At 44.4% G+C, this 24,408-nt stretch carries 14 protein-coding genes and 2 pseudogenes; 11 read left to right on the top strand and 5 right to left on the bottom strand.

Annotated features, from left to right (window positions below):
• Positions 1–67: 67 nt before the first annotated feature.
• The 3 genes and pseudogenes from ACFPYJ_RS00945 to ACFPYJ_RS00935 form a co-directional block, all read left to right on the top strand.
• Positions 68–769, top strand: a pseudogene (locus ACFPYJ_RS00945) (NAD(P)-dependent alcohol dehydrogenase); the annotation flags it as partial.
• A gap of 939 nt (positions 770–1,708) precedes the next feature.
• Complete coding sequence (locus tag ACFPYJ_RS00940) at positions 1,709–2,986, top strand: phosphodiester glycosidase family protein (RefSeq protein ID WP_379186151.1); 1,278 nt, start codon at positions 1,709–1,711, stop codon at positions 2,984–2,986.
• A 40-nt stretch (positions 2,987–3,026) separates the two neighbouring features.
• Positions 3,027–3,443: a group II intron maturase-specific domain-containing protein gene (locus ACFPYJ_RS00935; protein ID WP_379186150.1), complete on the top strand. Its 417-nt coding sequence runs from the start codon at positions 3,027–3,029 to the stop codon at positions 3,441–3,443.
• A 758-nt stretch (positions 3,444–4,201) separates the two neighbouring features.
• Here ACFPYJ_RS00935 and ACFPYJ_RS00930 read toward each other — a convergent pair.
• Positions 4,202–5,197, bottom strand: a complete 996-nt coding sequence (locus tag ACFPYJ_RS00930; RefSeq protein WP_379186148.1) for a Gfo/Idh/MocA family protein — start codon at positions 5,195–5,197, stop codon at positions 4,202–4,204.
• A 956-nt stretch (positions 5,198–6,153) separates the two neighbouring features.
• Between ACFPYJ_RS00930 and ACFPYJ_RS00925 the strand changes: the two genes are divergently transcribed.
• The gene (locus ACFPYJ_RS00925) at positions 6,154–7,116 is read left to right on the top strand and encodes an NAD-dependent epimerase/dehydratase family protein (RefSeq protein WP_379186147.1); all 963 of its coding nucleotides are present in this window, start codon (positions 6,154–6,156) and stop codon (positions 7,114–7,116) included.
• 1,818 nt (positions 7,117–8,934) lie between these two features.
• Here the strand turns inward: ACFPYJ_RS00925 and ACFPYJ_RS00920 are convergent.
• Positions 8,935–10,569, bottom strand: coding sequence for a response regulator (locus ACFPYJ_RS00920; RefSeq protein ID WP_379186146.1), 1,635 nt, complete (start codon positions 10,567–10,569; stop codon positions 8,935–8,937).
• Positions 10,570–10,577: 8 nt separating this feature from the next.
• Positions 10,578–12,368 (bottom strand): cache domain-containing sensor histidine kinase, encoded by a 1,791-nt coding sequence (locus ACFPYJ_RS00915; protein WP_379186145.1) that lies wholly within the window; start codon positions 12,366–12,368, stop codon positions 10,578–10,580.
• A 288-nt stretch (positions 12,369–12,656) separates the two neighbouring features.
• Between ACFPYJ_RS00915 and ACFPYJ_RS00910 the strand changes: the two genes are divergently transcribed.
• The 7 genes and pseudogenes from ACFPYJ_RS00910 to ACFPYJ_RS00880 all read left to right on the top strand — a co-directional run bounded on the left by ACFPYJ_RS00910 (position 12,657) and on the right by ACFPYJ_RS00880 (position 19,775).
• On the top strand, positions 12,657–14,039 hold the full coding sequence (locus tag ACFPYJ_RS00910; protein ID WP_379186144.1) for an ABC transporter substrate-binding protein: 1,383 nt from the start codon (positions 12,657–12,659) through the stop codon (positions 14,037–14,039).
• Between the two features lie 93 nt (positions 14,040–14,132).
• Positions 14,133–15,014: a carbohydrate ABC transporter permease gene (locus ACFPYJ_RS00905; protein ID WP_379186143.1), complete on the top strand. Its 882-nt coding sequence runs from the start codon at positions 14,133–14,135 to the stop codon at positions 15,012–15,014.
• A gap of 3 nt (positions 15,015–15,017) precedes the next feature.
• Positions 15,018–15,902 carry a carbohydrate ABC transporter permease gene (locus tag ACFPYJ_RS00900; protein ID WP_379186141.1) on the top strand — a complete coding sequence of 295 codons (885 nt, stop codon included), beginning with the start codon at positions 15,018–15,020 and terminating at the stop codon, positions 15,900–15,902.
• A gap of 540 nt (positions 15,903–16,442) precedes the next feature.
• Positions 16,443–17,057 (top strand): annotated as a pseudogene (locus ACFPYJ_RS00895) (IS4 family transposase); the annotation flags it as partial.
• Positions 17,058–17,736: 679 nt separating this feature from the next.
• Positions 17,737–17,910 carry a hypothetical protein gene (locus ACFPYJ_RS00890; RefSeq protein WP_379186140.1) on the top strand — a complete coding sequence of 58 codons (174 nt, stop codon included), beginning with the start codon at positions 17,737–17,739 and terminating at the stop codon, positions 17,908–17,910.
• Positions 17,911–17,976: 66 nt separating this feature from the next.
• Positions 17,977–18,303 carry a plasmid mobilization protein gene (locus ACFPYJ_RS00885; protein ID WP_379186139.1) on the top strand — a complete coding sequence of 109 codons (327 nt, stop codon included), beginning with the start codon at positions 17,977–17,979 and terminating at the stop codon, positions 18,301–18,303.
• Between the two features lie 8 nt (positions 18,304–18,311).
• Positions 18,312–19,775, top strand: a complete 1,464-nt coding sequence (locus ACFPYJ_RS00880; protein ID WP_379186138.1) for a relaxase/mobilization nuclease domain-containing protein — start codon at positions 18,312–18,314, stop codon at positions 19,773–19,775.
• Positions 19,776–20,431: 656 nt separating this feature from the next.
• Here the strand turns inward: ACFPYJ_RS00880 and ACFPYJ_RS00875 are convergent.
• On the bottom strand, positions 20,432–20,665 hold the full coding sequence (locus ACFPYJ_RS00875) for a class I SAM-dependent methyltransferase (RefSeq protein ID WP_379186136.1): 234 nt from the start codon (positions 20,663–20,665) through the stop codon (positions 20,432–20,434).
• Positions 20,666–20,843: 178 nt separating this feature from the next.
• Positions 20,844–24,353 (bottom strand): hypothetical protein, encoded by a 3,510-nt coding sequence (locus ACFPYJ_RS00870; protein ID WP_379186135.1) that lies wholly within the window; start codon positions 24,351–24,353, stop codon positions 20,844–20,846.
• Between the last annotated feature and the right edge of the window lie 55 nt (positions 24,354–24,408).

Below are 24,408 nucleotides of genomic sequence, written 5' to 3'. Positions count from 1 at the left end.
ATATTAAATCCCTCCACGTATATATTATAGAGGTTTTCTATGTGTCTATCTATTCGGGGCAGGGTCAGGTGCTTATGCCGAATATAGGTGTCTGCCTGTAGATGGACCGATATCCATGAAACCCAACAATATTACTTATGAGGAAGCCGCGGCCATTCCCATTGGGGCACGCACGGCATTATATTATCTTAGAAAAGCTAACATTCAAAGTGGACAAAAAGTTCTCATTTATGGAGCTTCAGGAAGCGTAGGTACATATGCCGTACAGCTTGCCAAGCATTTCGGGGCAAAGGTTACAGGAGTATGCAGTACCGCCAATTTAGAATTACTGAAATCTCTTGGAGCCGACGAGGTCATTGATTACACGGCGGAAGATTTTTCTGATCGTGGAGAGGCTTTTGATGTTATTTTTGATGCGGTAAACAAGAGTTCCTTTTCAGCTTGTATGAAATCACTAAAGAAAGCAGGAATCTATTTAAATGCTACTGAACCGTTACCAGGCATTCGAATGCTATGGACTCAATTGACAAGCGGAAAGAAATTGATTCTTGGCCAAAATCCGCCCGAAACGGCTGAAGCTCTGAATTTCCTCAAGAAACTTGCAGAGGCGGGGAAGATGAAAGTGGTCATTGACAGATGTTTTCCTTTCGAACAAATCGTTGAAGCTCACCGGTATGTCGACAAAGGACACAAAAAGGGAAATGTCGTCATCACGATGGAACATGCGAATCATGACTCCGTTCATGACAGCTTGTTGTCCCCCCGTTGACATCTAAGTTTCTGGCGAAGCTGCATCCCGTGGGTCTCCCCCATCCGTTCGATTCTAAGTGGTAATTGTTGTGTATGTTGATAGCATCTAACGGTCCAAAAGCCAAATCATAGGGCTCATCGTTCCATTGTTATTTGGAATGGACGACGATACTCCTGGGGGGAGTCCGCTCCATCCCCAATTGTCCAAATTTTCCCTGAGAATAATCAGCCGATTGAGCTGACGAACCGGGCCACATTCGATGAGGCTGATCGCCTCGACGATACGCATGTTGGACTCTAAGTTTTTTCCGCTTAGTTCAAATCCCTGCCGAATTCGTCCCCGATCCAACGAGTTACCGCTGTACTGAGTCGTCCGTCGCCGCCTGACTCAGAGGATGCGGAAACAGATATAACTATATGGATCAAGTTGACGCTCACATGTGGCTATAAAAGTTGCGATGCAGCAACAGCAGGCATTACAGCGCTTACATGCTTTTGGGACAGCTCGCGCACGTCCATGTATCCTCATCTTTGAACTATTCAGGTATCTTCATAGTCTCTTAAATCTCTGCTGGACTCGGCAGGGATTTTTTTATTCCGCGACAAACTCCTCTATTTAACAAAATGGCATTTTGGATACATAAAGCTTAACCCCTGCGAAGGAGCGAGTAAACGTAAGAAAAACCCTTAAAACCGAGGGACGGGCAGGTTTGTTGAATTGATTGTGAATCAATAAACAATTCAAAGGCTGCCGGCATGGTCGATTCAGTACCATGATTTTCCGCTTACCGTGAAATTCTTCTTTTGAAAATACCATACTTCTTTTGAATTTACAAAATTTTATCAATCAACAAACAATGAAAATACAAATCTAGTATATAATTTTTATGTTTTAAGCATAACGGAAGAAAGGGAAGGAATTGGTACATACTTCATTATTTCATAGGAGGAATAATAGATGAAAAATGCAAAAACAACAACCGGTAAAAGAACGCTTGCTTTAATTGCAATGGGAACGCTGCTTCTAAGTGTTTACGGCGGGGTGCAGGGCGTGCTCGTGCCGCAGGCGACCACTGCATATGCTGCAGTTTCTTCGGAGGATGGCACCGTCCAGTTTACCGGAACCGAGCAGGTGGCGCCAGGGGTGACGTACCGGTCGTTTCGAGTAATCACGTCACATGGATCTGCTGCCGGGCACCTGGTGGACGCGGACCTGAACAACCCGAAGGTTGAGCTAGATCTGCTGCACCCGGACGTTGTAGCTCAGCGGGAACCGGTGTCGCAGATGGCTGACGAACAGCACGCAGTAGCCGGGGTGAATGGCGACTTCTTCAATATCAGCGAAACGCATGAGGGCGTTGCGCCCACCAACTCTTCGGTGGGACCGGAGATTGCCGATGGCGAGTCTCTTAAGGCGGCCGTTCCCAACGGTCAGCGTTTTGGCCCCGGCCTCCCTGCAGGCACGTCAACGCAGGACGTGTTCGGGCTGGGCGTCGACGGGCGGGCCCGAGTGTCCAGTTTAACATTGAAAGGCCAGGTGCGGACCAAGAATGGTTTATTCGACCTCGACGGTCTCAATCAGTATGCATTACCGGTCAACGGAGTCGGTGTGTACACCCACGATTGGGGTGCCACCTCACGGGTCAGGCCGACCTGCGGAACGGATACTAACCGGAATGCCCTATGCAGCACCGACACCCTGGAAATTACGGTTCAGAACGGTATCGTAACCTCGATTAATTCTCAGCCCGGTGCCGGTGTGATCCCGGATGATACTATCGTCCTGGTCGGCCGCGAGGGTGGAGTCGACGAACTCAGCGGTTTCAAGCTAGGGGACCGGGTTAAAGTCGACTACCGTCTTGTCACCAAGGACGCTCCGCGTTTCGAGTTTGCTGTCGGCGGGTTCCCGATTCTACGTGACGGTCAGCCGTTGAACAGTCTGGACGACACAACGTTAGCGCCGAGGACCTCGGCCGGTGTCAGCGAGGACGGCAGGCACGTATATCTGGCGGTGTTAGACGGCCGGGCTGCCGCAAGCGTCGGAATGAGTGTCAGCGAGCTGGCCCAGCTGATGTGGTCGTTCGGCGCGCACGACGCGGTCAACCTGGACGGCGGTGGCTCCTCCACTCTCGCTGCCTTGCAGCCCGGGGAGCAAAAGGTAACCGTGAAAAACACCCCGTCCGACGGCTCAGAGCGCTCAGTGGCTAACGGGATAGGCGTGTTCGTCCGCCATTGATCCTCATCCACAAATATCTTTACAAAAATGGGACTAGGCTGTGGAGTTAGATGACGAAAAACGGCTCTACCGCAAACCTTGCGAACAGAGCCGTTCTTTTGTCATTTTTTTTCATGGAAACATCGAGATCGTGAGCTACATTCTACGAAGCTATCCTTCGAAGAAAGCCATGAAGAAGATGAAGGAAAAGATAAAGGAAGTCACGGAGCCACGTAACCGACTATTCTGGACAATGAACCAAATGGTCAAGGAGCTCAACCCTAAAATACAAGGGTGGAGAAATTACTATGCAATGGATTCCTTTGCAGATCAATTCCTGAATAAAATCGATTGGTACATTCGGAAAAGACTGACGCTGTTCTGGAATAAGAAGCGAAATCGTCGTAAGAAGCACAGTGACTCCAGACTAGTGGGGATTGTTGCCGGGCATTCTGGATTAAAGAAACTTGTAGGCTAGGAAAATACCGTAACGCGGAAGAAAGAAGAACATCGGAAAGCCGGATGAGGGAAAACCTCACGTCCGGTGATGCAGGGGGAGCTGGAACAGTAAAGAAGAGGGATTTCGCCCTCCAATGAAATTTCAGTTCTCTACTCTACAAGATAAGTTATGTATTGAAAAATCACTTAAATCAATTGTTTTTCGATACATAACAATAGTTAAATGAGGGTAAAAATTCGATACATAACTATTTTGTTGGCGCCTGTTGGATAATGACGTGGCCAAACAGCACGAGTAGTTGCAAGAGATTTCATGGAAAGATAATCTGCTCGTCGAAGAGTACCGACAGCGGATCGATATGCTTTCCGGTTTGGTTGACGAATAAAATCCTGATCATTCGCCAAATTTGGCCTGAATTTCTTTTAAAAACGTATCGGCAGCAGCCGAAAAGAAATGATGCTTTTTCCAAACCATATTTAGGGAGCAGAGCATTTTCTCATTTATTGATGCTTACTTATAGCTGGTCTCCAAATCAACAAGGTAATAACGAGGCGGAATAATATGATTATGTAGCCCATTAAGATCTACACAAACTGATAGAAAGGTGCTGGCCAAGAATCAAATCCAGCACCTTTTGTTTGCATTTATGAAATAACATAGACAGGGAAGATTTGCGGATGAGACATTCGATTACCCTAGAGGACATTAGCCAATCTACGTTACATCAAATCCATGTAAGGTGCCTGAGCTAACTGGAAAGCCATTATTTCAAATGATTACACTAATCCATCCGCAGGATAGCGAAGACCCCACTGCCGCCGGATCTCGTCAAGCGTAGTCATAATGTCAAGCGTTTCTTGGAGTGGCATAACGGCGCTCTCCAATCTACCCTCGCGCAAGCAAGCCATCGCTTCCTCCGCCTCAAAAGCATAGCCATTCGATGGACGGTCATCCTCATACGCAACGGGTTCTTCCTTCGCGACGTGAAGGGAGGCCGATTTGCCGAACAGGAAATTCGGAACATGGATATAGCCGTTCGTTCCATAGATATAGGCGTCGTTTACCATGCCGAGCTGAACGGCTCCGTTCAAGGCCGCCGTGCGCCCGCCCTCGTATTCGAACAACAGCGAGAACTGCTCATCCACGCCAGTCTCGCCGATCCTCGCGCTGCTCATGATTTTGGCCGGCTGCCCACCGAACACCATCGACGCGAACGAGACCGGATAAATGCCAGCATCCATAAGCGCGCCGCCGCCTAGCGCGGGGTCCAGCAAGCGGCTTTCCGGCTGCCAGCCGATATTAAAGCCGAAGTCGGCCTTCAGCATCCTCACCTCGCCGATCCTGCCCTCGGCAAGCCATTCCCTCACCTTGCGAATAGGAGGCAGATAGCGCGTCCACATTGCTTCCATCAGGAAAATACGGCTTTCGCCCGCAAGGGTGATCATTTCCTTCGCTTCCGCCGCATTCATGCAGAACGGCTTCTCGCATAGCACGGCTTTGCCCGCGCGCAGCAGGGCAAGCACGTTTTCCTTGTGCGCGGGATGCAGCGTTCCAACATAAACGATTTCGACATCGGCATCCCAGGCAAGCTGTTCAACCGAGCCGTACGCCCGCGGAATATGATATTCCTTGGCGAAGCGTTCCGCCTTCTCCAGGCTCCTTCCGCCGACGGCTATAAGCTCCGCGCCAGCAGTATAGGCCAGATCCTTGACGAATGTGGATGAAATCCCGCCCGGACCGAGTATTCCCCATTTGATCGTTTGCTTCGACATGCTCTACTCCACTCCTTTTATTAGGACTTCGCTTCCATTTTTTATTATATCGGACATCTCACTCGCAGCATAGCGTTAACGCGCTCTATATGCGCATAAAGGCTCTAGCCATCTCCATAATTCCTAGACTGCTGCTACCACTTTTAAATTATCGTCTCCGATCAATTAGATGAAGGGAATGATCTATCATGGGAGCTAGACATCAGGCTTTATGTATAAACAAAAGTGATCGCTACAATGCGCATGAAAAGATCACACATATTGGGGGTAATACCAGCGTAGCTGTCACAGCAAACATATCGAAATGAAAAAAAGCCGATAGGGAATATCCTACCGGCTCTATTACATTATAATTAACTGATTTTCTGAACCAGTTCAGTTACCGATGGTCTGAACCAATATCGAGGACTTTGGTAAGAGAGCCATTCTTCAAACGATATACTTCTTTCTGAGTGTTCGAAGGATAATACGCTTACTAATACGATAATACCCTTTGAATTGACAAGATAAAAGTTGCCTGTTTCAGTCAAAATGAAATGTTCAATTTTCTTGTGTCATAATTGATATCTGCTGACTTTACCAAGGCGATTCTTTCTTTGGGATACTTTTTCTTCAAAACAACATCTGCCGGACTATTCAAGGTTGCAGCTTGTAGTGATGTGGGTGAAACGATGAGCGATATTAAAAATAATAACTGAAAGATGACCGTGTTATTAAACGGAGACAAATTGCGAAAACAGAAAATGGGTACGGTAATACGGGCATCAGTGGCAGTCGTTATTGTTTTGCAGTATCAAGATGGTCTAAAACTTTAATCATAGGAGGAAATTCCCATAGTAATAACGAATGTTTATATATTATATATAAATTTGAGGTAGCGCTTTCAATATAATTACAATTGAAATACTAGCACCAAAGCTGTTATGCAGTTAACACTAACCAGAGGAGTGACGAACGTGCGAATTGTCATTATTGGAGGCAGCGGTCATGTCGGAACGTATCTCGTTCCGCGACTTGTCAGAGCGGGACACGAAGTAGTCAACGTCAGCAGGGGGCAACATTCCCCGTACTCTCCTGACGCTGCATGGAAGGAAGTATTGCAAATTGCTGCAGACCGGACTGCTGAAGAAGCAAGCGGTCAATTCGGGAAAAAGATCCTTGGATTAAAGCCCGACGTAGTAATAGACATGATCAGCTTTGAATTGGACAGCACGAAACAGCTTGCGGAAGCTTTGAAGGGCGAAATATGCCATTTTATCAGCTGCGGCACCATTTGGGTGCACGGTCCCGGCGTAGAAGTTCCGATTACCGAAAACCAGCCGAGAAGACCTTTTGGGAATTACGGCATACAGAAAGCCCAAATCGAGCAGTATTTGCTGGATTTTGCACGACGCTCACGTTTTCCAGCAACTGTGCTTCATCCGGGTCATATCGTCGGTCCGGGATGGAACCCACTAAATCCGGCCGGACATTTTAATCCAAAAGTTTTTGCCGATTTGGCTACGGGAGCGGAAGTGGCGTTACCGAATATCGGGATGGAAACCGTTCATCACGTTCACGCAGACGATGTGGCGCAAGCGTTCGAGAAAGCGATCGAGAACTGGGGAGCATCCGTCGGAGAGAGCTTCCATGTTGTGTCCCCATCGGCAGTGACCCTGCGGGGATATGCCGAATCAGTCGCTTCATGGTTCGGTAAAAAGGCGAATCTATCCTTTCTCCCATGGGAGAAATGGCGCCTTACCGTAACCGAGCAGGAGGTTCAGGCGACCTGGGATCACATTGCGCACAGTCCCAACTGTAGTATTGAAAAAGCAAAACGGCTGCTTGGATACCAGCCTAAGTATAGCTCTCTGGAATCCATCAAAGAATCGGTTACATGGCTGTTTGAGCATAAAGTGATTAATGTTCCATCCGAATAGGATAGCTCTGTGAATACGCAGCAATGCGAAGCCTCCGCGTTTGCTTATGCGGAGGCTTACTCTTTCCCTTTTGCGCAGGCTGTCTTCAAAAAGCAAATTCCACAGCTGTTTGCCGATCAGCAGCGCCGTTACAAGAGTGCACTTTCGAACGACAAAGCGGGCTTTGGGTCATCCGCTCCGGCCGCAATTTGGCGAAGCCGAACTATGAGGTCGGTCCGAAGGTAATCGAGTGCCACTCGGTTCACACCGTCGTGAGCGGAATCATTTCGTTTGTTTATGACGTCGGAACGGTGCAGAACGGCGTACTTAACAATAGATTGTTGCTTTTGTTTGTCAAAGTAATCTTCCCCTAAGTCTGCATACATTTTGTTACGAGTTAAGAGATAGGAGGCAATTCTTAACATAGCATGGGCTACATTTATTGCTGCTCGGTTTTTTACCCTTTCGTGCTGCTGTACTACATGGCAACGAGGTAGGTTTTTGACGCTGCAACGGAAAGGGCTGCTTCAACTAGAGCAGATTTCAGATATTTGTTTCCAGTTTATGAGCTATTGAAGCCGCTTCCGCTTGAGCGAGTATTAGAATTATTATTAATAATACGACAATCACCAAGGCCCGTTAAATCACCTTTAAATTTTATAAGAAGGGCTTTGCAAGAAAACTGGTCAGCAGAAACCATGCCAGAGAAAGTTAATCGCCATATCGAATACATAGAAGAAAACCACTATTTTACGCCGGGGTCATTCCATTCTTCCTCAGCAAACTGGTTCAATACAATGGCAGAAACGTTAAGATCGCGGCTACTGCAATGCAAGGGAGACTAGCCCAGCAATCCGTATAAGGCTATCCTGAAGTTACGACAGCCTTATGGGGTGATGTATATACCCGTACGGGATATTGAGGATCTTACATACAAAAACGGCTAACCTAATTAATGGCAAGCCGTTTTCTCATTTCTGACACTAAGAATTTGTAAGGAAATCAACAGATCCCTTTCGGACATGTTTACCAAATTAGATACTAAGTCTAGTGTTTAGTATTCGGAAGCTCTATCGATGGATGAAACGGAAACTAAACAAGCGAAAACCCACCGCGTAAGGTTGGTCGCCTAACGGTGGGTTTCGCTTAGATTCATTCTTAGCGCGCCGTGGGGTTCAACCACAGCTTTTTTGTCCGTAGAGTCTTTGCCGTTACAGCGGCGAAGGCTCTTTTTAGTTTATGCCGATAATTTCTTTATTTATACTCCAATTTTACCACTTGTCCGATTCTGAACGAAAGCCGAAAAGATATTGTTGCTAAGCACCATACAGCTGGCTAGTTACACCGTTCTCGGAATAGTTGTCGGCCATCCTACCGTCATTACGGTCAGTGTAAAGCCCGCTACGATAGCTGAATGACCCATCACGCCTGCATATACGTCGGAAGAAAGCTGCTTATCCCAATCACCAGCGCACCGGACGTAAAGGTTGCGGCATTGGCACGATATGCGAAGTTTTCGTCTGAATTATGAGGTAATTGAAATGTTGTACATTACCGGCGCGGCGTGGGAACTCACAGAGCAATTTGAGCGCGATCTAAATGATTCCGTACCTTTGCTTATGGAAGAATTGGAACAGCGCTCCTATCCACAGCGCATAATGGAGCAAGCAGCACGCATATTCTCCCCCATATTATAAAACCTATAGACATCTTTATTTAAAAAAAGAGCGCAGCATCCGCCTTTAACTAGGCGGAATTTTTTCCAAGGGAGAATAAAAAGGCTTTAACCCGGTTAATACGGGACTTAGGCTTTGAGAGTCTGCCAAATGCGATCATCAATCAGCTTCGCTGCAGTCGCTCCTTCTTATATTGGGAGGGCAGAGTGCCCGTCCATTTTTTGAAGGTCCGCGTGAAATGGGCTTCATCGAAGTAGCCGACCTCGCGGGCAACGGTCTGGATCTTTTGATCGCCGGCTTGCAGACGTGCCTTGGCCTTCTCGATACGGTACTGGTGAACGTAATCCAGAAAGTTGACGCCTAGTTCTTGTTTGAATAAGGTGGACAAATACGTGCTGGAAACAAACAGTGCCTTGGCAACCCCGGCGAGTGAAAGCCCCGATGAACGATAGTGCTCCTCGATATAGTCGAGTGCCTGCTGAACTTTGCGTTTTGGCGCTTTCTGCGGGTTGAGCACTTCTACGATCCGACGGATTGAACCGTAGACGAAGCCGGATAACTCCTCTAGGGTCTCGTTGAGCTGCAGCTGCTCGCTGATCTGGTCAAAATAGCCCAACAGATCTGTCTCGCTGCTGTCACGTTCCTGTGCAACATGGAGCAGCCTGTTCAGAAACAAAAGCGCCCGTCCGTTTATCTGTTTACGCGACTGATGATAATCCGCCTGGAAGGCGGCGAGCCAGCGTTCCGTATCGTTAAGCACCTCGGCATACAAACTTCCCCGCATATGCTCTAATGCCGATTGCTCCAGCTTGAGCAGCTCCACAGGGTTAATGCAATCCGGCAGTGATTCTTTCTTTTGTCCTGCAGCTTCACTGTAGAAATAATGACCCGCACCCCGGAAGAATCTCAGCTCGAGCGCCTCAAGTGCCTCACGATAAGCGATGTGCAGCTTGTTGATGTCGGTTTGAGAACGACTTATCCCTGCACTGGCCGTCAGATTAAGAAATTGCTTCAAATTAGCTGCGACCAGTACCAAACCAGTGTGCAGTTTATCTCCAATCCATTCAATGAGTCCATTGCCGATTGCCACAATAAGATCGCCTTCTTGGACGATCTCAATGGGCTGCAGAAGAGCATGTTCCAAGGACTCCTTAATAATATTTGCCGCTGCGAAATTGAGCAGCTGCGTGCCTGTCTCGTCGTAGTTCAAGTTTTCCAGCATGCGGCTATCTATTTGGAATGTCATGACGATCACATGCTCGTATCCAATGGCCATTTCTACGCTTTTCATCTGCTCAAGTCTTTTCTCCGTTACCATCGCCGGGTAGTTCAGCCATTGGCGGAATAGTTGAGTTTTGGCATGCGGCAGATGCACATGAAGCTGCTGAGCCAAACCTTTCAGCTCATCCGTGTGCCGGCGCTCCTCGGCAATCCGGGCTGTGAGGGTGGCAAATACCGCAAGGATTTCATCCGGAGAGCAGGGCTTTATGACATAGTCGGATACTCCGCTTCGCATTGCGCGCTGAGCATACTCAAATTCGTTATAACCCGACAGCAGCACACAAGGTATATCATGACCGCGTTTTCGCAGCTCTGCGATCAGCTGCAAGCCATCCATAAGGGGCATGCGAATATCGGTTAACAGCAGATCAGCCGGAAGCGCCTCGAACATTCGAAGTGCTTCCATCCCATTCGCGGCTAGACCGGAAATGGTTATGCCGAGCGATTCCCAGTTGATCAGTGATCGTAGTCCTTCGCGTGTCGCTTCTTCATCTTCCACGATTAACAGCTTCAGCATCTTGTCCGTTACCTCCTGTTGTCTGGCAATACCAGCAGAACCCGTGTGCCTGAACCTGGTATGCTTTGAATATTGAACGCTGCGCTTTCACCGTAATATATTCTTATCCGTTTGCAAATATTGGCAATCGCGAAGCCTTCGCTTCCAGGCGGGGGCTTTCCCTCGCGGGATATCTGGAGCAGCTCTTCCAGCTTCTCTGCAGTAATTCCAATGCCATTGTCTGTAATTTCTATCGTAATGGAGCCACTTGTAATGGATGCATTTACCTCGATGAAACCAAGCTCGTCAGTCAGCGGTTCGATGCCGTGGACGACGGCATTTTCAACCAGCGGCTGAAGCAGCAGCTTTGGCACTGCATAGTCTTCAAGCTCTGGGGAAAGGTTCAACTCGTACGCCAGTTTATTTGGCGACCGCATTTTTTGCAGGAAAAGGTAATGCTCGAGCAGCTTGAATTCTTGTTGAAGATTAATGATATCTTTGCCTTGGTTCAAGCTGAGCTTGAAGATTCCAGACAACGCATAAATCATGTCACCGACTTGGCGGTCCCCATTCTTCTGTGCCGTCCACGCGATCGTGTTCAGGGTGTTATACAGAAAATGAGGGTTGATTTGAGATTGCAGCACCTTCAGTTCGGCTTGCTTTTGTTTGAGCTCAAAGGAATACACATCATCGACGAGTTCCCTGATTCGCTGCACCATAATGTTGTACCCAGCACCTAACTGACCGATTTCATCCTGTCCTTCAAGGTCAACCTGCTCTGAGAAATTGCCCTTTTGGAATTTCTTCATCGATGTCAAAATTTTACGCATGGGATCGATGATGACGCCGGAAACCGCAAAGGAAACGAACACGCTCAGCACGAGGGTAAGAAACACGATACATACCGTCACCCAGGTAATTCGGTTCAGCTGCTTCAAGAGTTCGCTGCGCGGCTGGACGACGAGTATATGCCAGCCGGTAATGGCGGATTCGACATGGGCGAACACCCACTTCGATGTGTCAATCTTACCGCCTATCTGCGACGGACTCTGAATGTCCCCATCGAAATAAGGCATTTGGTTGATTGAGGTGCCGACCCACTTCCCTGAACTGTCCGACAGCACGGTACCATCTGTATTAACGACGGCGATTTCAACGTTTCCCTCTGGAGGCGTATACGATTTGCGAATATCTTTCTCGTCGATACCCAGCAGCAGAATGCCTTCCGGTTTGTAAGTCGAGTTGTTCTTGAGAACTTTCGTCAGCAAGAGTTTGATTTTCGTATCGCCATAGAAAATACTTTTCTTCCGGCCCGGGACCTCCACACTCCACGATTCGATTTTGGGATTTTTTAATATGTTTTCGTAATCGTAGACGCTTCTGTATTCCTCGAAGGGGATGGCGGAGGAGAGTCCTTTATTATTGAACTGGATCGGAGCAAAATGGGTCGAGTACACGGTCAGGAATTGAAAATAGGGCCGCGTCACCATGAGCCGGTTGATAGAGTCGAAGACGGTCTGATTCGTGACGTACCCTCCATCTACTGGATCGGGCCGCAGCAAGGCTTGAATCTCTGGCGTAAGGAACAAATAGTTGGAAATATTGACAGCATCCTGTGCAATAAAATCCAGATGGTCAATCGCTTGTTTAGCTGTATTGAGCTGCTCTGCTTCCATCTTGTCCGTGATTTCGTTGGATGCGATACGAAAGGAATAGAGGCCCGTAGCCATAATGGTTACGACAAGAAGAGGAACGAACCAAAGCAGAATCTTTCTGCGGATCGGCAGATCCAAATACCATTTCCTTAAAATTGTATACATTTCGTGTATCCTTCTCCGCTAGTCAATGATATCTCTTACTATAATCCTTTCACATATGAATGCAATGTTAGAAAGTAGCAGCAGCGCAAATATAGCATGAATGTACAAATAAATCGAAAAAACGAACAAATTATTAACGCATCGACTGAAAATATTGGAATAGTCTGGGAGGCTGGAGCCGTTGATATGAAATCTGTACAAAAGCTTCTGAAGAATGGGATCTTTCAAAGAGACACATCTGTTTCTATAATGAGGAAGAAACAACAAACAAAATGAGGCGGGGATATAATGAAAGGTTTTTCCTGGAAGAAATCAAGATTGGGCATGGCTGTTCTTATCGCATCGGTTGGACTGCTGGCCGCATGCGGTACAAATGCAGCCAACAATACGGCGTCAAACAGTGGCAATACAGCAAAAGATAGCAATACGGCCTCAAATTCAAACGCGGCTGCAGAGAAATATACACTTAGCTTCTTCACGAACAACTCCGACCGTACGGTTGGACAAGGCAAGATGGAGCAGGACTTGATCGATGCCTATATGAAGGAAAATCCGAATGTAACGATCAAGGTAGAGACGCTCTCACCGGACCCGCAGTTTCAGGACAAAATCAAAGTATACAACGCTTCCGGCCAGCTTCCCGACATCATTACGTCGTGGGGGAACAACAACTACCTGAAGCCTCTCGTAGACAGTGGAGCTCTCGCCGAGATCGACCGCAGCACGCTGGCGGACGCAGGCTTCATCGACGCGGCGCTCGAAGGCTTCAGCTTCAACGGCAAGCTGTACGGCTTCCCACGGAACTCCGACTTCTCTGTCCTCTATTATAATAAGAAAATCTTCGCCGATAACGGAATTCAGGTCCCTAAGACGGAAGGTGATCTGATGAAAGCGATCGATACGCTCAAGGCGATGAATATCATTCCGATCGCAATGGACGGCCGCGACGCCTGGACCTCAGGCATCTGGTTCGAAACGCTTCTGCAGCGTTACGCCGGCAACTGGGATGTATCCAAGAAAGCAATGGACGGCAGCGGCAGCTTCGATGATCCAAACACAGTAGCGGCCGCGACGGCTATGAAGAAGTGGGTTGACGCAGGCGCGTTCGGCAAAGGCTTCCTGAACCAGGACTACGGCACAGCCCGCAACATGTTCGGTCAAGGTAAAGCGGCTATGTACATGATGGGCGAGTGGGAAATGGGGATGGCTACGGACACCAACTTCCCGCAGGAAGTTCGAGACAATATGGGTGCATTCGCACTGCCGGCTATCGAAGGCGGCAAAGGTTCGGCCAATGATCTGACGGCTTGGTTCGGTGGAGGCTACTCCGTATCCGCGAAGTCTCCGCACAAAGCGGAAGCGATCCAATTCCTGACCTGGATGTTCAAGCCTGAGAACTGGGCGAAGGGCGTATGGCAGAACGGTATTACCTTCCCAGCTCAGAAATACGATCAGTTCCTGACCGGCAAAGAAACACCGGTTCAGCAGGACCTCAGCAAAATCTTCAACGGCGCAGCTTCCTATTCCGGTACGCAGGCGCAGGACAAATTCACCGCCGACACGCAGAAGACGTTTTATGATTCACTGCAACAGCTGGAAGGCGGCAAAATCAATCCTGATGAGTTCTCCAAAGCAATCAATGATGCAGCCAAAAAATCGCTAGGAAAATAAAGGGTAACTTAGAGATATAACAACGGGGCGGCGACGATTTACCGCTGTCCCTGATTGTTTTAAGGGATAATCTAGGATTGGATGTGGAGACATATGCACAAAATCTTGAGCGACAAAAAAACGATAATATGGCTGGTTGCTCCGGGCCTTCTGCTCATATCATTGTTAATTTTCATTCCAATTGCATTTAGCTTTAACTATAGTCTGACGGATTGGAAGGGCGTGGGTACTTACCAGTATGTGGGATTCAGCAACTATGCAGACATATTCGGGGGAGACAGCATATTCTGGAAGTCGCTCTTAAACTCGATTTTGCTTGCGGCCGGCTTGATTCTTATCCAGCATCCATTCTCAATCCTGATCGCTATGCTTGTGCAATACTGCGGACGCTATGAAAAGTTTCTGCGCATCTGTATTTTTATTCCGGCTATCATCTCTACATTCGTTACCACGAAGTTATGGACCAGTATCTTTGATACGCAGTTCGGTCTGCTGAACCGGTTGCTCGATATCGTACATCTCCCCGATTGGAAGCAGGATTGGCTGGGCGATCCGGTGTGGGCGATCATTTGTATCATTTTTGTTTGCATGTGGCAGGGCTTCGGTTATGCATTTCTGCTCTATTATGCGGGCATTAAAGGTGTCTCGAAGGATCTGCATGAAGCGGCCATGCTTGACGGCGCATCCCAGTTTCAATTGAACATGCGAATTGTATTCCCGCTGCTGATGCCTGTGATCCGAGTGAATTTGGTGCTCGCTGTCGTCTCGGCATTCAAACAGATGGAAACGGTCTATCTAATGACAGGCGGAGGACCTGCGAACAGCACGCAGTTTATGTCGACCTATCTCTATTCCAAGGCATTCCGGGAAAGTCTTTACGGCTATGGAAATGCGATCTCCATTCTATTGGTCGTCATCTGTCTGATCGTCACTGTCATCATGAACCGAGCCTTGAGCCGAGAAGTAGAGGGATAACCGATGAACGTTAAACAATTACAAACTGCGAAGCCGCAAATAAGAGAGCAGTCAACCCGGACCCGCTTTTCGATTCTTCGAATTATCTTCGCCGCCTTGATGATTCTTCTAGTAGCTGCGGAGCTGTTTCCGCTCATTTGGCTGTTTGACTTCTCCTTGCTGAAGAGCGGTGATTTCTTCGGTTCTGACATTCTAAAATGGCCTAATCCACCGATGTGGAAGAACTACTCGGATGCATTCAAAAATGCGCATATTCCGCTTCTATTCTGGAATAGTGTGCTGATTTCTACCGTTTCAATTGCGTTGATTGTGGTGTGCTCTGTCCCGCTGAGCTATGCGATTACACGAATGCGGTGGCGGCTGCGCAAGCCAGTTCTAGCTCTTGTTATGGCGGCAATGATCATCCCGATTTATTCTACACTGCTGCCGAGCTTCAGCCTTTTTCATCAGGTTCACATCTTAAATACCTATTGGGCACTCATTTTGCCATATGCAGCGTTCCAAATACCTATCAGTGTATATATCATCACTGGATTTATGGAGTCCGTTCCGCGCGCGCTCGAAGAGGCGGCTGTTATTGACGGTCTCAATGTATCTGGCATGATCTATCGGATTATCCTGCCGATTCTCAAGCCAGCTATCGCCACCGTATCCGTGCTTGCTTTCCTGAGCTGCTGGAACGAGTTCATTATGGCTGTTAACTACATCGATAAAGATTCGCTGCGGACGCTTCCGTTTGCAGTCGTTTATTTCATGGGGCAATATTCTTCTAACTACGGCGCCCAATTCGCGGTGTTGTCGATTATCTGCATCCCATCCATCGTTGTTTATCTGGGCTTTACTGACCAAATTAACCGGGGGATTACGGCTGGTGCCGTAAAAGGGTAATGGAGTAAGAAGAATCGGTGTTCGCTGATAACAAAGAAGGGGTTGTCCTCGCAAACGGGACAGCCCCTTTGCCTTTGACCCCAAAAATAGGCAACTTAAACATAAAAATACCCCTTAAAATTATCGGAGGCAAGAAAGAAATAATGAAATGCAATCTTGACAGTTAGGAAAAAATTCAAGATCCTGAAGGAGGAATACCATTTTGTTAAAGCGCAGCGTTTCTGCACCTATCCTCACACATCTGGACAAGAGCTGTTAGAGAAGGTTTGTTGAATCTAGGCGTTATTAACTCAACTTTCGCAGCTTGAAATGGGTAGATACGCCTTGATGTAGTTGGGTAAACCAGTGATCCATTGCTGAAGTTGACGTTGAATAAGGGCTGTTATTTTCTTTCCTGCTTTCGTGGCGAAGTGTCTAGTGATGCTTTAGATAAAATATGTGCATTGACAAAAGAAAATTCAAAAATTGAAAATGGTGGATTATTATTCGGTCGCATGAACCCTTCATGGGTAAAGATTTATGATGTTTCGCACGCTGGTTGCGATTGGCATGTCTGCTTCTTACGCAACTTATGAAAAGTTGGTTTACACATGCGCCGCTCATTCAAGAAGTCGTAAATCGCGGGATGCATGTGATCGGTATGGTAAAGAACGATAACAAGCGTTACCTCGTGAACGGGCAAAGACTATGCCTGAAGGCCCTGTATATAGCCGCACCGCAGGTAGAAGGTAAGAACCGCAATATCTTGCGTCTCATTCGTACGGAGCTTGTCCCCGGTATTCCCGTAATAGTCGTGTCGTGTTTGTCCGTCATCGATCCAAGAAGAACGAGTGGCTGGCAATTCTCTCGACGGATTTGACCTTGAGTGCCCCCGATATCATCCGAATTTACAAGATGCGCTGGGAGATTGAAGTATTTTTCAAATGCGCCAAGTCCTTGCTGCGCCTGTAAAAGGAATTTCAAGGCCGGTCGTACGACATGCTTGTCAGTCACACAACGATTGTGTTTTCACGATATATTTTGCTCGCTTGGCAGCATAGACAGAGCACTGATCAACGGTCCATTGGCGGACTGTTCTATTTGCTATGCGATGAAGTCGGCTCAATCGACTGGGTTGTCGCCCTGCAGCAGTTGGTCGATTTAATCACCGAAATAATTCGCAACATAGTATTCTTATCAATAATAGATGGCTGCAGGCTAGAGCCTGTTGGATGTGAATGCCAGGTACCAGTCACAAAAAATTCTTTTGCAGCCTGTATTCCAGCAGATTTAATTAGATGTTCATTTTCAAAAAGGATGCCATGAGAAGTACGTTTAGCCATCGGCTTATTATGAATTTATGTATCGACCAGTTTTCTGCATTACTAAATGGGAGGATAATAAATTTACTGTTGAGTTTTATGAGATTAATGTTAATGGCTCTATAGATGTATCGCCATATCAATATATGACCTAGGGGGTTATAGTTTGTCAACAGATGAGATTACATTTAAAGATCGATAAAAACACAGAATTGAGGCGAAACGACTGCCCTCGATGAAGCAGGCTATTTCAAGGGTTCGAACGGATTGTTGAGATACTTGAAAGAATAGAAAAGGATATACAAGTGTTGCTCAGCGAAATTCCTATGGCCAATCAGCTTCGATCTATCGGCCTAGGCACAGAGGTCGAACAATTCTTTGGCTTAAATGGGAAGTTGGCGGTAAAGTTCATAGATTCCGAGGGAAATGAAATTAAGCCAATGCGTTGAGCACCTTCGCATGCTCTTCTCACTTCAATATAGAGACACCCCACTTGATCCGGTGTAAAATGGAAAACAGGAGGTGGGGGACAAGTGGCTGCATTCGTAACGGTATACACCACGGAAGTTGGGATTGAAAATTTTGTTATTTCAGGCTCATTTAAACCAAATGATGGAAATGATAAAATGGGGGGAGATAGAATAGTGATGGAGTGGGGAAGCAAGCATTGGAAGGGTAGCCACACTTCCGTAATTACTGCTTGTTAGGGGTTCCCCCTAAGACCCCAATTATTTTAGGGCTTGCCCTAAGACCCATTAAAGTAGGTGATATGATTGCCGAAAAACCGGTATAGAAATAAGGAAGTTAAGTTCTTCGTGACGGGACATGAAATGGAAATGATCGATAAAAAAGCGGCGATCGCAGAACTGGATCGAAGCAAGTACCTTCGGAAAATGGCGCTGGAGGGATATATCATTAAACAAGATTTTTCTCAGGTGGAGCAACTAGTGTATGAAGTCAATAAGATCGGAAATAACATCAACCAAGTAGCTCGTCGTGCTAATGAAGTGGAATATGTCAGTTTGGATGATATTAAATATTTGAAGAAACAGCTAGAAGGCATTTATGGACAGATCGAAAAATTTTACGATGGGGGGTGATTTTTAAAGTGCCTTACGTAAAACAAATAACCATACGAACGACATTGAATCGATCCCTAAAATACATCGTAAATGAGACAAAAACAGATGAAGGCTGGTTAGTGACAGGCGTGAATTGTGCAACAAATGACAAACTAGCCTATAAGCAGATGATTGGAAATAAGAAAAAACACAATAAGGAAGAGGGGACATTAGGATTTCATTTCATTCAATCTTTCAAGGAGAAAGAAATAACCGATCCATACATATCACATGAGATTGGATTGAAGTGGGCTGAAAAAATGTTCGGAGACAAATATCAATTTATTATCAGCACCCATTTGGATAAAGGGCATTATCACAACCACATCATTATTAATTCGGTCTCGCTTGATGGAAGGAAATTCAACGCATGCAAGCAAAGCCTAAAAGACGCAAGGGAATATTCAGATGAGGTTGCGAAGGATTATAACCTCAATGTCATTCCGTTCCAGAAGGATTCTATATCAAAATCTTATAAGGAATGGAAAGATGATAAGCGCGGGAATTCATGGAAAACGCAAATTAGGAATGATATTGATACCGTCATAAAATCCTCGAAATCATTTGAAGATTTTATGGTACAGATGGAGCAGCTTCGCTATACGATTAAGCAAGGCCGTGTTAAGTATATGACTTTCAAGCATCCAGATATGGAGAGATCGGTAAGAGGGAAAACACTTGGATACGAATACTCGGAAGAAAAGATTAAAGAACGTATTCAACTTGCGGAATTTAATTTCACAGAATCGAAACGGAAGTATAAGTATCGATTTAATAGTAAACCAAAACAAAATCAACTACTGGAGGCTGCAAGGCAGTACCAATTTAGAAGAGGATCATTAGCCGTTAATTTAATCCTGACTATTGCTCTTCTTCGTACGTTGACGGATCGTAATGCCACCTATTCAAAACAAAGAAATACCAAAAGGGATTTTAAGTCGGATATTGAAATATCCAAACTGTCTCAACAACTTAAATTTATTACAAATCAAAATTTGAAAAGCCGAAGCGACTTGAACAAAGCAGTTAATACAATCGAACATCAACTTCGGGAGATCAATGCGGTCATAAAAGATGCAAATAAAATGAATCAAAAAATGAAGCTAGCCATTCAAACCATTGAAACGTACTCTAAATACAAACCGATATATGAAGAAGTTCAATCCTCAACGCTTAAGAAAATGCTTTTAAAAAAGAAATACAATGCCGAAATAGAAACATCTGAAAAGGCAACAAATCAATTGAAGAAGATGGGGATTCAGGAAAAAGAATTCACTCTCTATTCAGAAAAACAACAAGCGTATGAAACGAAAATCGAGCAGCTTAAGGAACGGTTAGATGAATTGAAAAAAAAGCATTTCAAGCTCGCGGAGATAGAAAAGACGTTGACCCAAAAAAATCAAATAATATATAAAACCAGTACACGACAATCAGTTATAGGCGAAAGATGATGTATGTTAAACATACGTTTTCGAATTAAAAATGAAGCAGTGAGGCAATTCATCGTATTCATTGACGAATTGTCTTTTTATGTTTCCACCAAAGGTCTTCTTTGAATATTTTTGTAATATTAAATCCGTATTGAAGATGTTAAAATACCTCGTTCATTAGAATATCCCGAATGTTAGGTAGTGAATATAGCTGTTCACGCAGGGTTTTAATCCTCATTAATACCGCTATAGCTTCATGACCATAACACTCTACATCCCCCTGCCGACAAATTGGGGGCCGACGAAATCAGTCAGATCTACCGAGAACGCTGGGCGATAGAGACAGTTAGTCAGAAAGATTGTATTATTGCCCCGATCTTCTTTTACATTCGATCTGCACAGGTTGCAGATTTGTGTCATTTTTGATTGCAGTTGGAAAAGCCTATTAACAAAGTAAAAGGATCAAAGATATGTCGTTTACAATTATGGTGCCAGGTTCTTTGTCGATGGCTTACGACAAGAACCTAGTACCATAATACAAAAGAATCGTGGACGAAGGACCTGCCATGCCTAAATGTATCGAACTTCGGGATCAATCCATTTCCAAGCGGTTGCAGCGAATACCAGATCAAACCCATTCTCCGCCTCCGGTTGCCAGTCTTCGAAGATCCCGTTGATTATATGTCAGCGTCCATTCCGACAAGGTTTTGACGGGCAACTGCAGCAAGCTCAGCGCCTAGTTCTACGCACGTGATATTAAATCCGCGTTTGGTAAACGGGAGAGTAGCCTTTCCTGTAGCACAATCCACTTCCAACAATCGATCACCGGGATTCAAATTTGTCGCATGGATTAAATCGTCGAACAATTCTTCCGGTAATCCAGACGTGCCTGCTGATAAATATTCGCTCATTAGCTATTCCTTCACCATCGCGGTCTAGCTTCGTACTATAGTGCTTTCCCCTGCTGAAGAAGGCAACAATTGACTAAAACAGAAAAGTGGTGGTGCAAGGTGTTATACTTGCACCACCACTTTTCTGTTAATTCCATGTCCTCCGCTTGCGCTGAATCATCAGAGATGTCCATTGCGCTTATGCTGCATCAGGTAGTGAACCACGATCTACATCTGTGCCAGAGGTAATGATTGGGAAACCATATGATTGTAATAAATTTGCCTGTACGGCACCATCGATAGTAAATGGTAATGACGTAGTTTTTGTTCCATCAGCTGAAATAACTTTAAGACTATTACCTGTTGTAATAACTACAGTTGAAGCAACAGCATTTCCACTACCATCTATAACTGAAATAGTTTGAACACCATTTAGGGATATTAACTCGCCTAAAACATCCCCAACTGTAGTTCCAACTTTAATGTCAATTGCACTGCCTGAAACAGAGTTAATATGTGTGCTTGTATATGCAATATCTACAGCTGTGTCAGAGACAATGCTTGGGAAAACATATGACTGTGATAAATTTGCCTCTACGGAACTATCAAAATTTGAATTGCCATTTGCGTTAGGATACACAGTTGCAGTTTGTGTTTTATAATTTTTATTGAAAGTTTTAACACCTATGTTGCTAAAATTATAACTTGAGGTACCTCTAACTTGTATAGCACTGCCAATTAACCCGCCTTGTAAAATATCTAGGTTGCTTAAATTAACGTCAGTTCCATTATCAATAACAATAGCAAATCTATCATTTCTTAATGCGTCTTCATATTTTATTGAACTGTCTTGAATCGTTACATTATCTACATATTTCATAAGAATACCATATGCAGGGAACAAACTAGCATTTGCATATGATGATGTTCTATAGTTACCTCCATTTTTAGCTTCAGCTATAACTTTTGTAGTGTTTGATAAAACTGGCATAGAAGCAGTTTTGGCAGGGTTAAAGGAAGCAGTAAGATCAAGGTTTTTAAATGTTATATTGCTGACTGGATAAGTTTCTCCATCTACAATAGTTCCAACCGAACCAACGTCAACTTGGCCTGCAGATCCAGTGCTTGGAAATCGTTTGTATCCTTGAATAACAATTGGGAACGCTCCATCTCCTCCAGCGTTCTTTGATAAAACAGCCCCATCAACCGTTACATTTGAAATAGAACCAGGTCTTCTAATTCCAAGAGGTAGTCTTGAAGTTTGAAAAATTCCATCTTCGTCAAACCCAGAGCTTTCAAAACGCGGAGAAACACCAAAAGCAATTCCACCAGATGTGTTTTCTAAATCTAAATCTGAAAGGACTACGTTACTTACGTTTGAACCGTCGTTAACCCATATGGCAACGCCAGTTTTGTTAGCATTTGTTGTAAGAGATAAATTTTTTGCTGTTATATTTTCAATATCCCCAACTGTTTCTGAGCCTAATTGGAATACATTTCCACCGGCTATGTCGCCAGCAACAATTTTTTCAATATTTATATTAGAAACGTGTCTAACAAATCCTAAAGAAAAATCGCTTCCTAATTTTGCTACGTCATTACTAGACTTCAAAGTTGTAACGTTATAAGCAGATGCGTCGTTATTTTGCATAAAGTTGAATGTATCTCTTTGACGACCAGAAGTAGAGTTAGGCAATAACATATTTTGAACTCTAATGTTATCACAGCCAGTTGAGTTGATAGAGAACCAGCCACCTTGTTCAAAGGTTAAAACGTTATCCTCATCTGTTCCTCCAATAACTATATTTTTAGATAATTTTAACGAAATAGTTTTAGTTCCTTTACCAGGAACATAAGGACTACTATAGCCAGTATATAAATTCATATTTCCATAAAATTTAGCTGAATTTCCAAGAATCTTTATATTTTCTACACGAACGCCCCACATAAGAGCGTCTTCCCAATAGCCATGACCGTCATCTTGCCCCAATGCGAAAGGATAATTTAAACTATCTTCTCTTGAGTCGATATTGTCTAAAGCTATAAGTTGAGAGTTTTTGTCAAAATATAAATATACGTTGCTTCTTAAATGTATGCTATTAGAGGCGAAATTTGAGTTTCCTTTGAAGTAAACCGTTCCGCCGCCATTTTTGCTTGCTGCAACAATTGCTGCATTTATAGCAGCAGAGTTATCTGTTCCGGTATATCTAATAATGTCACCAGCGCTATCTGTTACTGTTGCGTCAGCAACAGCTCCAAAATTTGTAACGTCATATATACCTGAATAATAGCTTACCATGTTTGAACTTCCATCTGATGTTACAAGCTTAAAGTAATAGTTTGTATCTGGTAAAAGGTTAGTAAGTATTGCTTGTTGTGAATTTAAAACTGCTCCTGTATTAACCCAAGTTAATCCTTTGTCTAAGCTTGCATAAACACTAGCTTGTTTATTAATTGAATCCGCTTCTAGAACAACAGTTGTTGGTGTGTTATATGAAACATCATCAGCTTTTCTAACTAAATTTGTTACGTTTGAAGTTACATTGAAGTTTGTAGTTCCTGTTTCAGTATAATCCACTTCGCGAGGTGTTCCTGAATAAGCCTTGCCACTAAAAGTTGCACTGAAAGTTCCGCCTTGACTTGGAATTGTTTTGTTTTTCAAAACAAGAATAACATCAACACCATTGTAAGCGCTAAAATCTGTATTCTTTATAGAGACAGTTTTTCCACCATTAGTTATTTCCACTTTTGTTCGTAAATCTTCATTAGAATTTATATCTCTAACCCAGTTTCTTCCTGAATGGTTATAGTCTTTTGCAGAAGCTATAGCAGCATCATTTAATTGTACGAAACCACGACCAATTAAATCGAAAGTATCTGTAGATGAAGCTGTTATTCCATCTGGCAAATTAAATGTTAACGTTCCGTATAAATATTTTCTTTCAGGTGTGGTTCTATTAATAGAATATTCTAATATTATATCTTGAGTTTGACCTACTGTATATTGTTGCAAGTTTGCTTTTAAAGTTGATATATGTATTGTAAACTTTTTGGACGTTCTATCTTCAGCAACAACAGTTAATATATCATTATTAACTATTTCATCAGATAACCTTTTTTCTGATCCCGAACTATCTGTAACAGAATAATTTTGAATAGAATTGTCTGTTGAGTCAATTTCAGCAAGCAATTGTTCAACATTATATTGAGGTATCATATAAATAGAGCTATTAGCGTTGTCGATGCTTGATATGTGAATGGCGTTATGTAGCACTTTAAGATCCGTGTTAGAAGAATTTGCTGGTTTAAAAGCAATTTTATCTAAAGAATTTTTAGACTTACTAATTTTTAACGTGTACGATTTAGCCTTATCAACTGTAGGTAAATTAGTTATAGAATATGCTGTTCCATCTGTGCCTTTTAGTAAACTGATTTTAGCATTAGACAAATTTATATTCTTAGTTCCATCATTTATAGAAATATAATCTGGAACGCTACCGCTTGTAATATTTAATTTATCTTTTGCTGAAGATGTCTTAAACGAAAATGTGTCTGACGCTCTTACGTTAGACGAAAATCCCAAAGGAGTTATTCTCTTAGACTTCCCTGAAGTTAAACTATTAGACTCTGCCCATGCACTGCAAGCCAAACTAAACAACATTATTAGAGCAATAATAGTGGATACAAGCCGTTTACCTTGATTTTTCATTCTTTTAACCTCCTAATTTTCATTTTTATAGAATAGTTCAGTTTTGTTTGATGAA

The organism is Paenibacillus solisilvae, assembly GCF_042656405.1.
GTDB lineage: Bacteria > Bacillota > Bacilli > Paenibacillales > Paenibacillaceae > Paenibacillus_Z > Paenibacillus_Z solisilvae.
The sequence above is the reverse complement of the archived record's forward strand: the minus strand, read 5'-3'. Positions and strand labels throughout refer to the sequence as shown.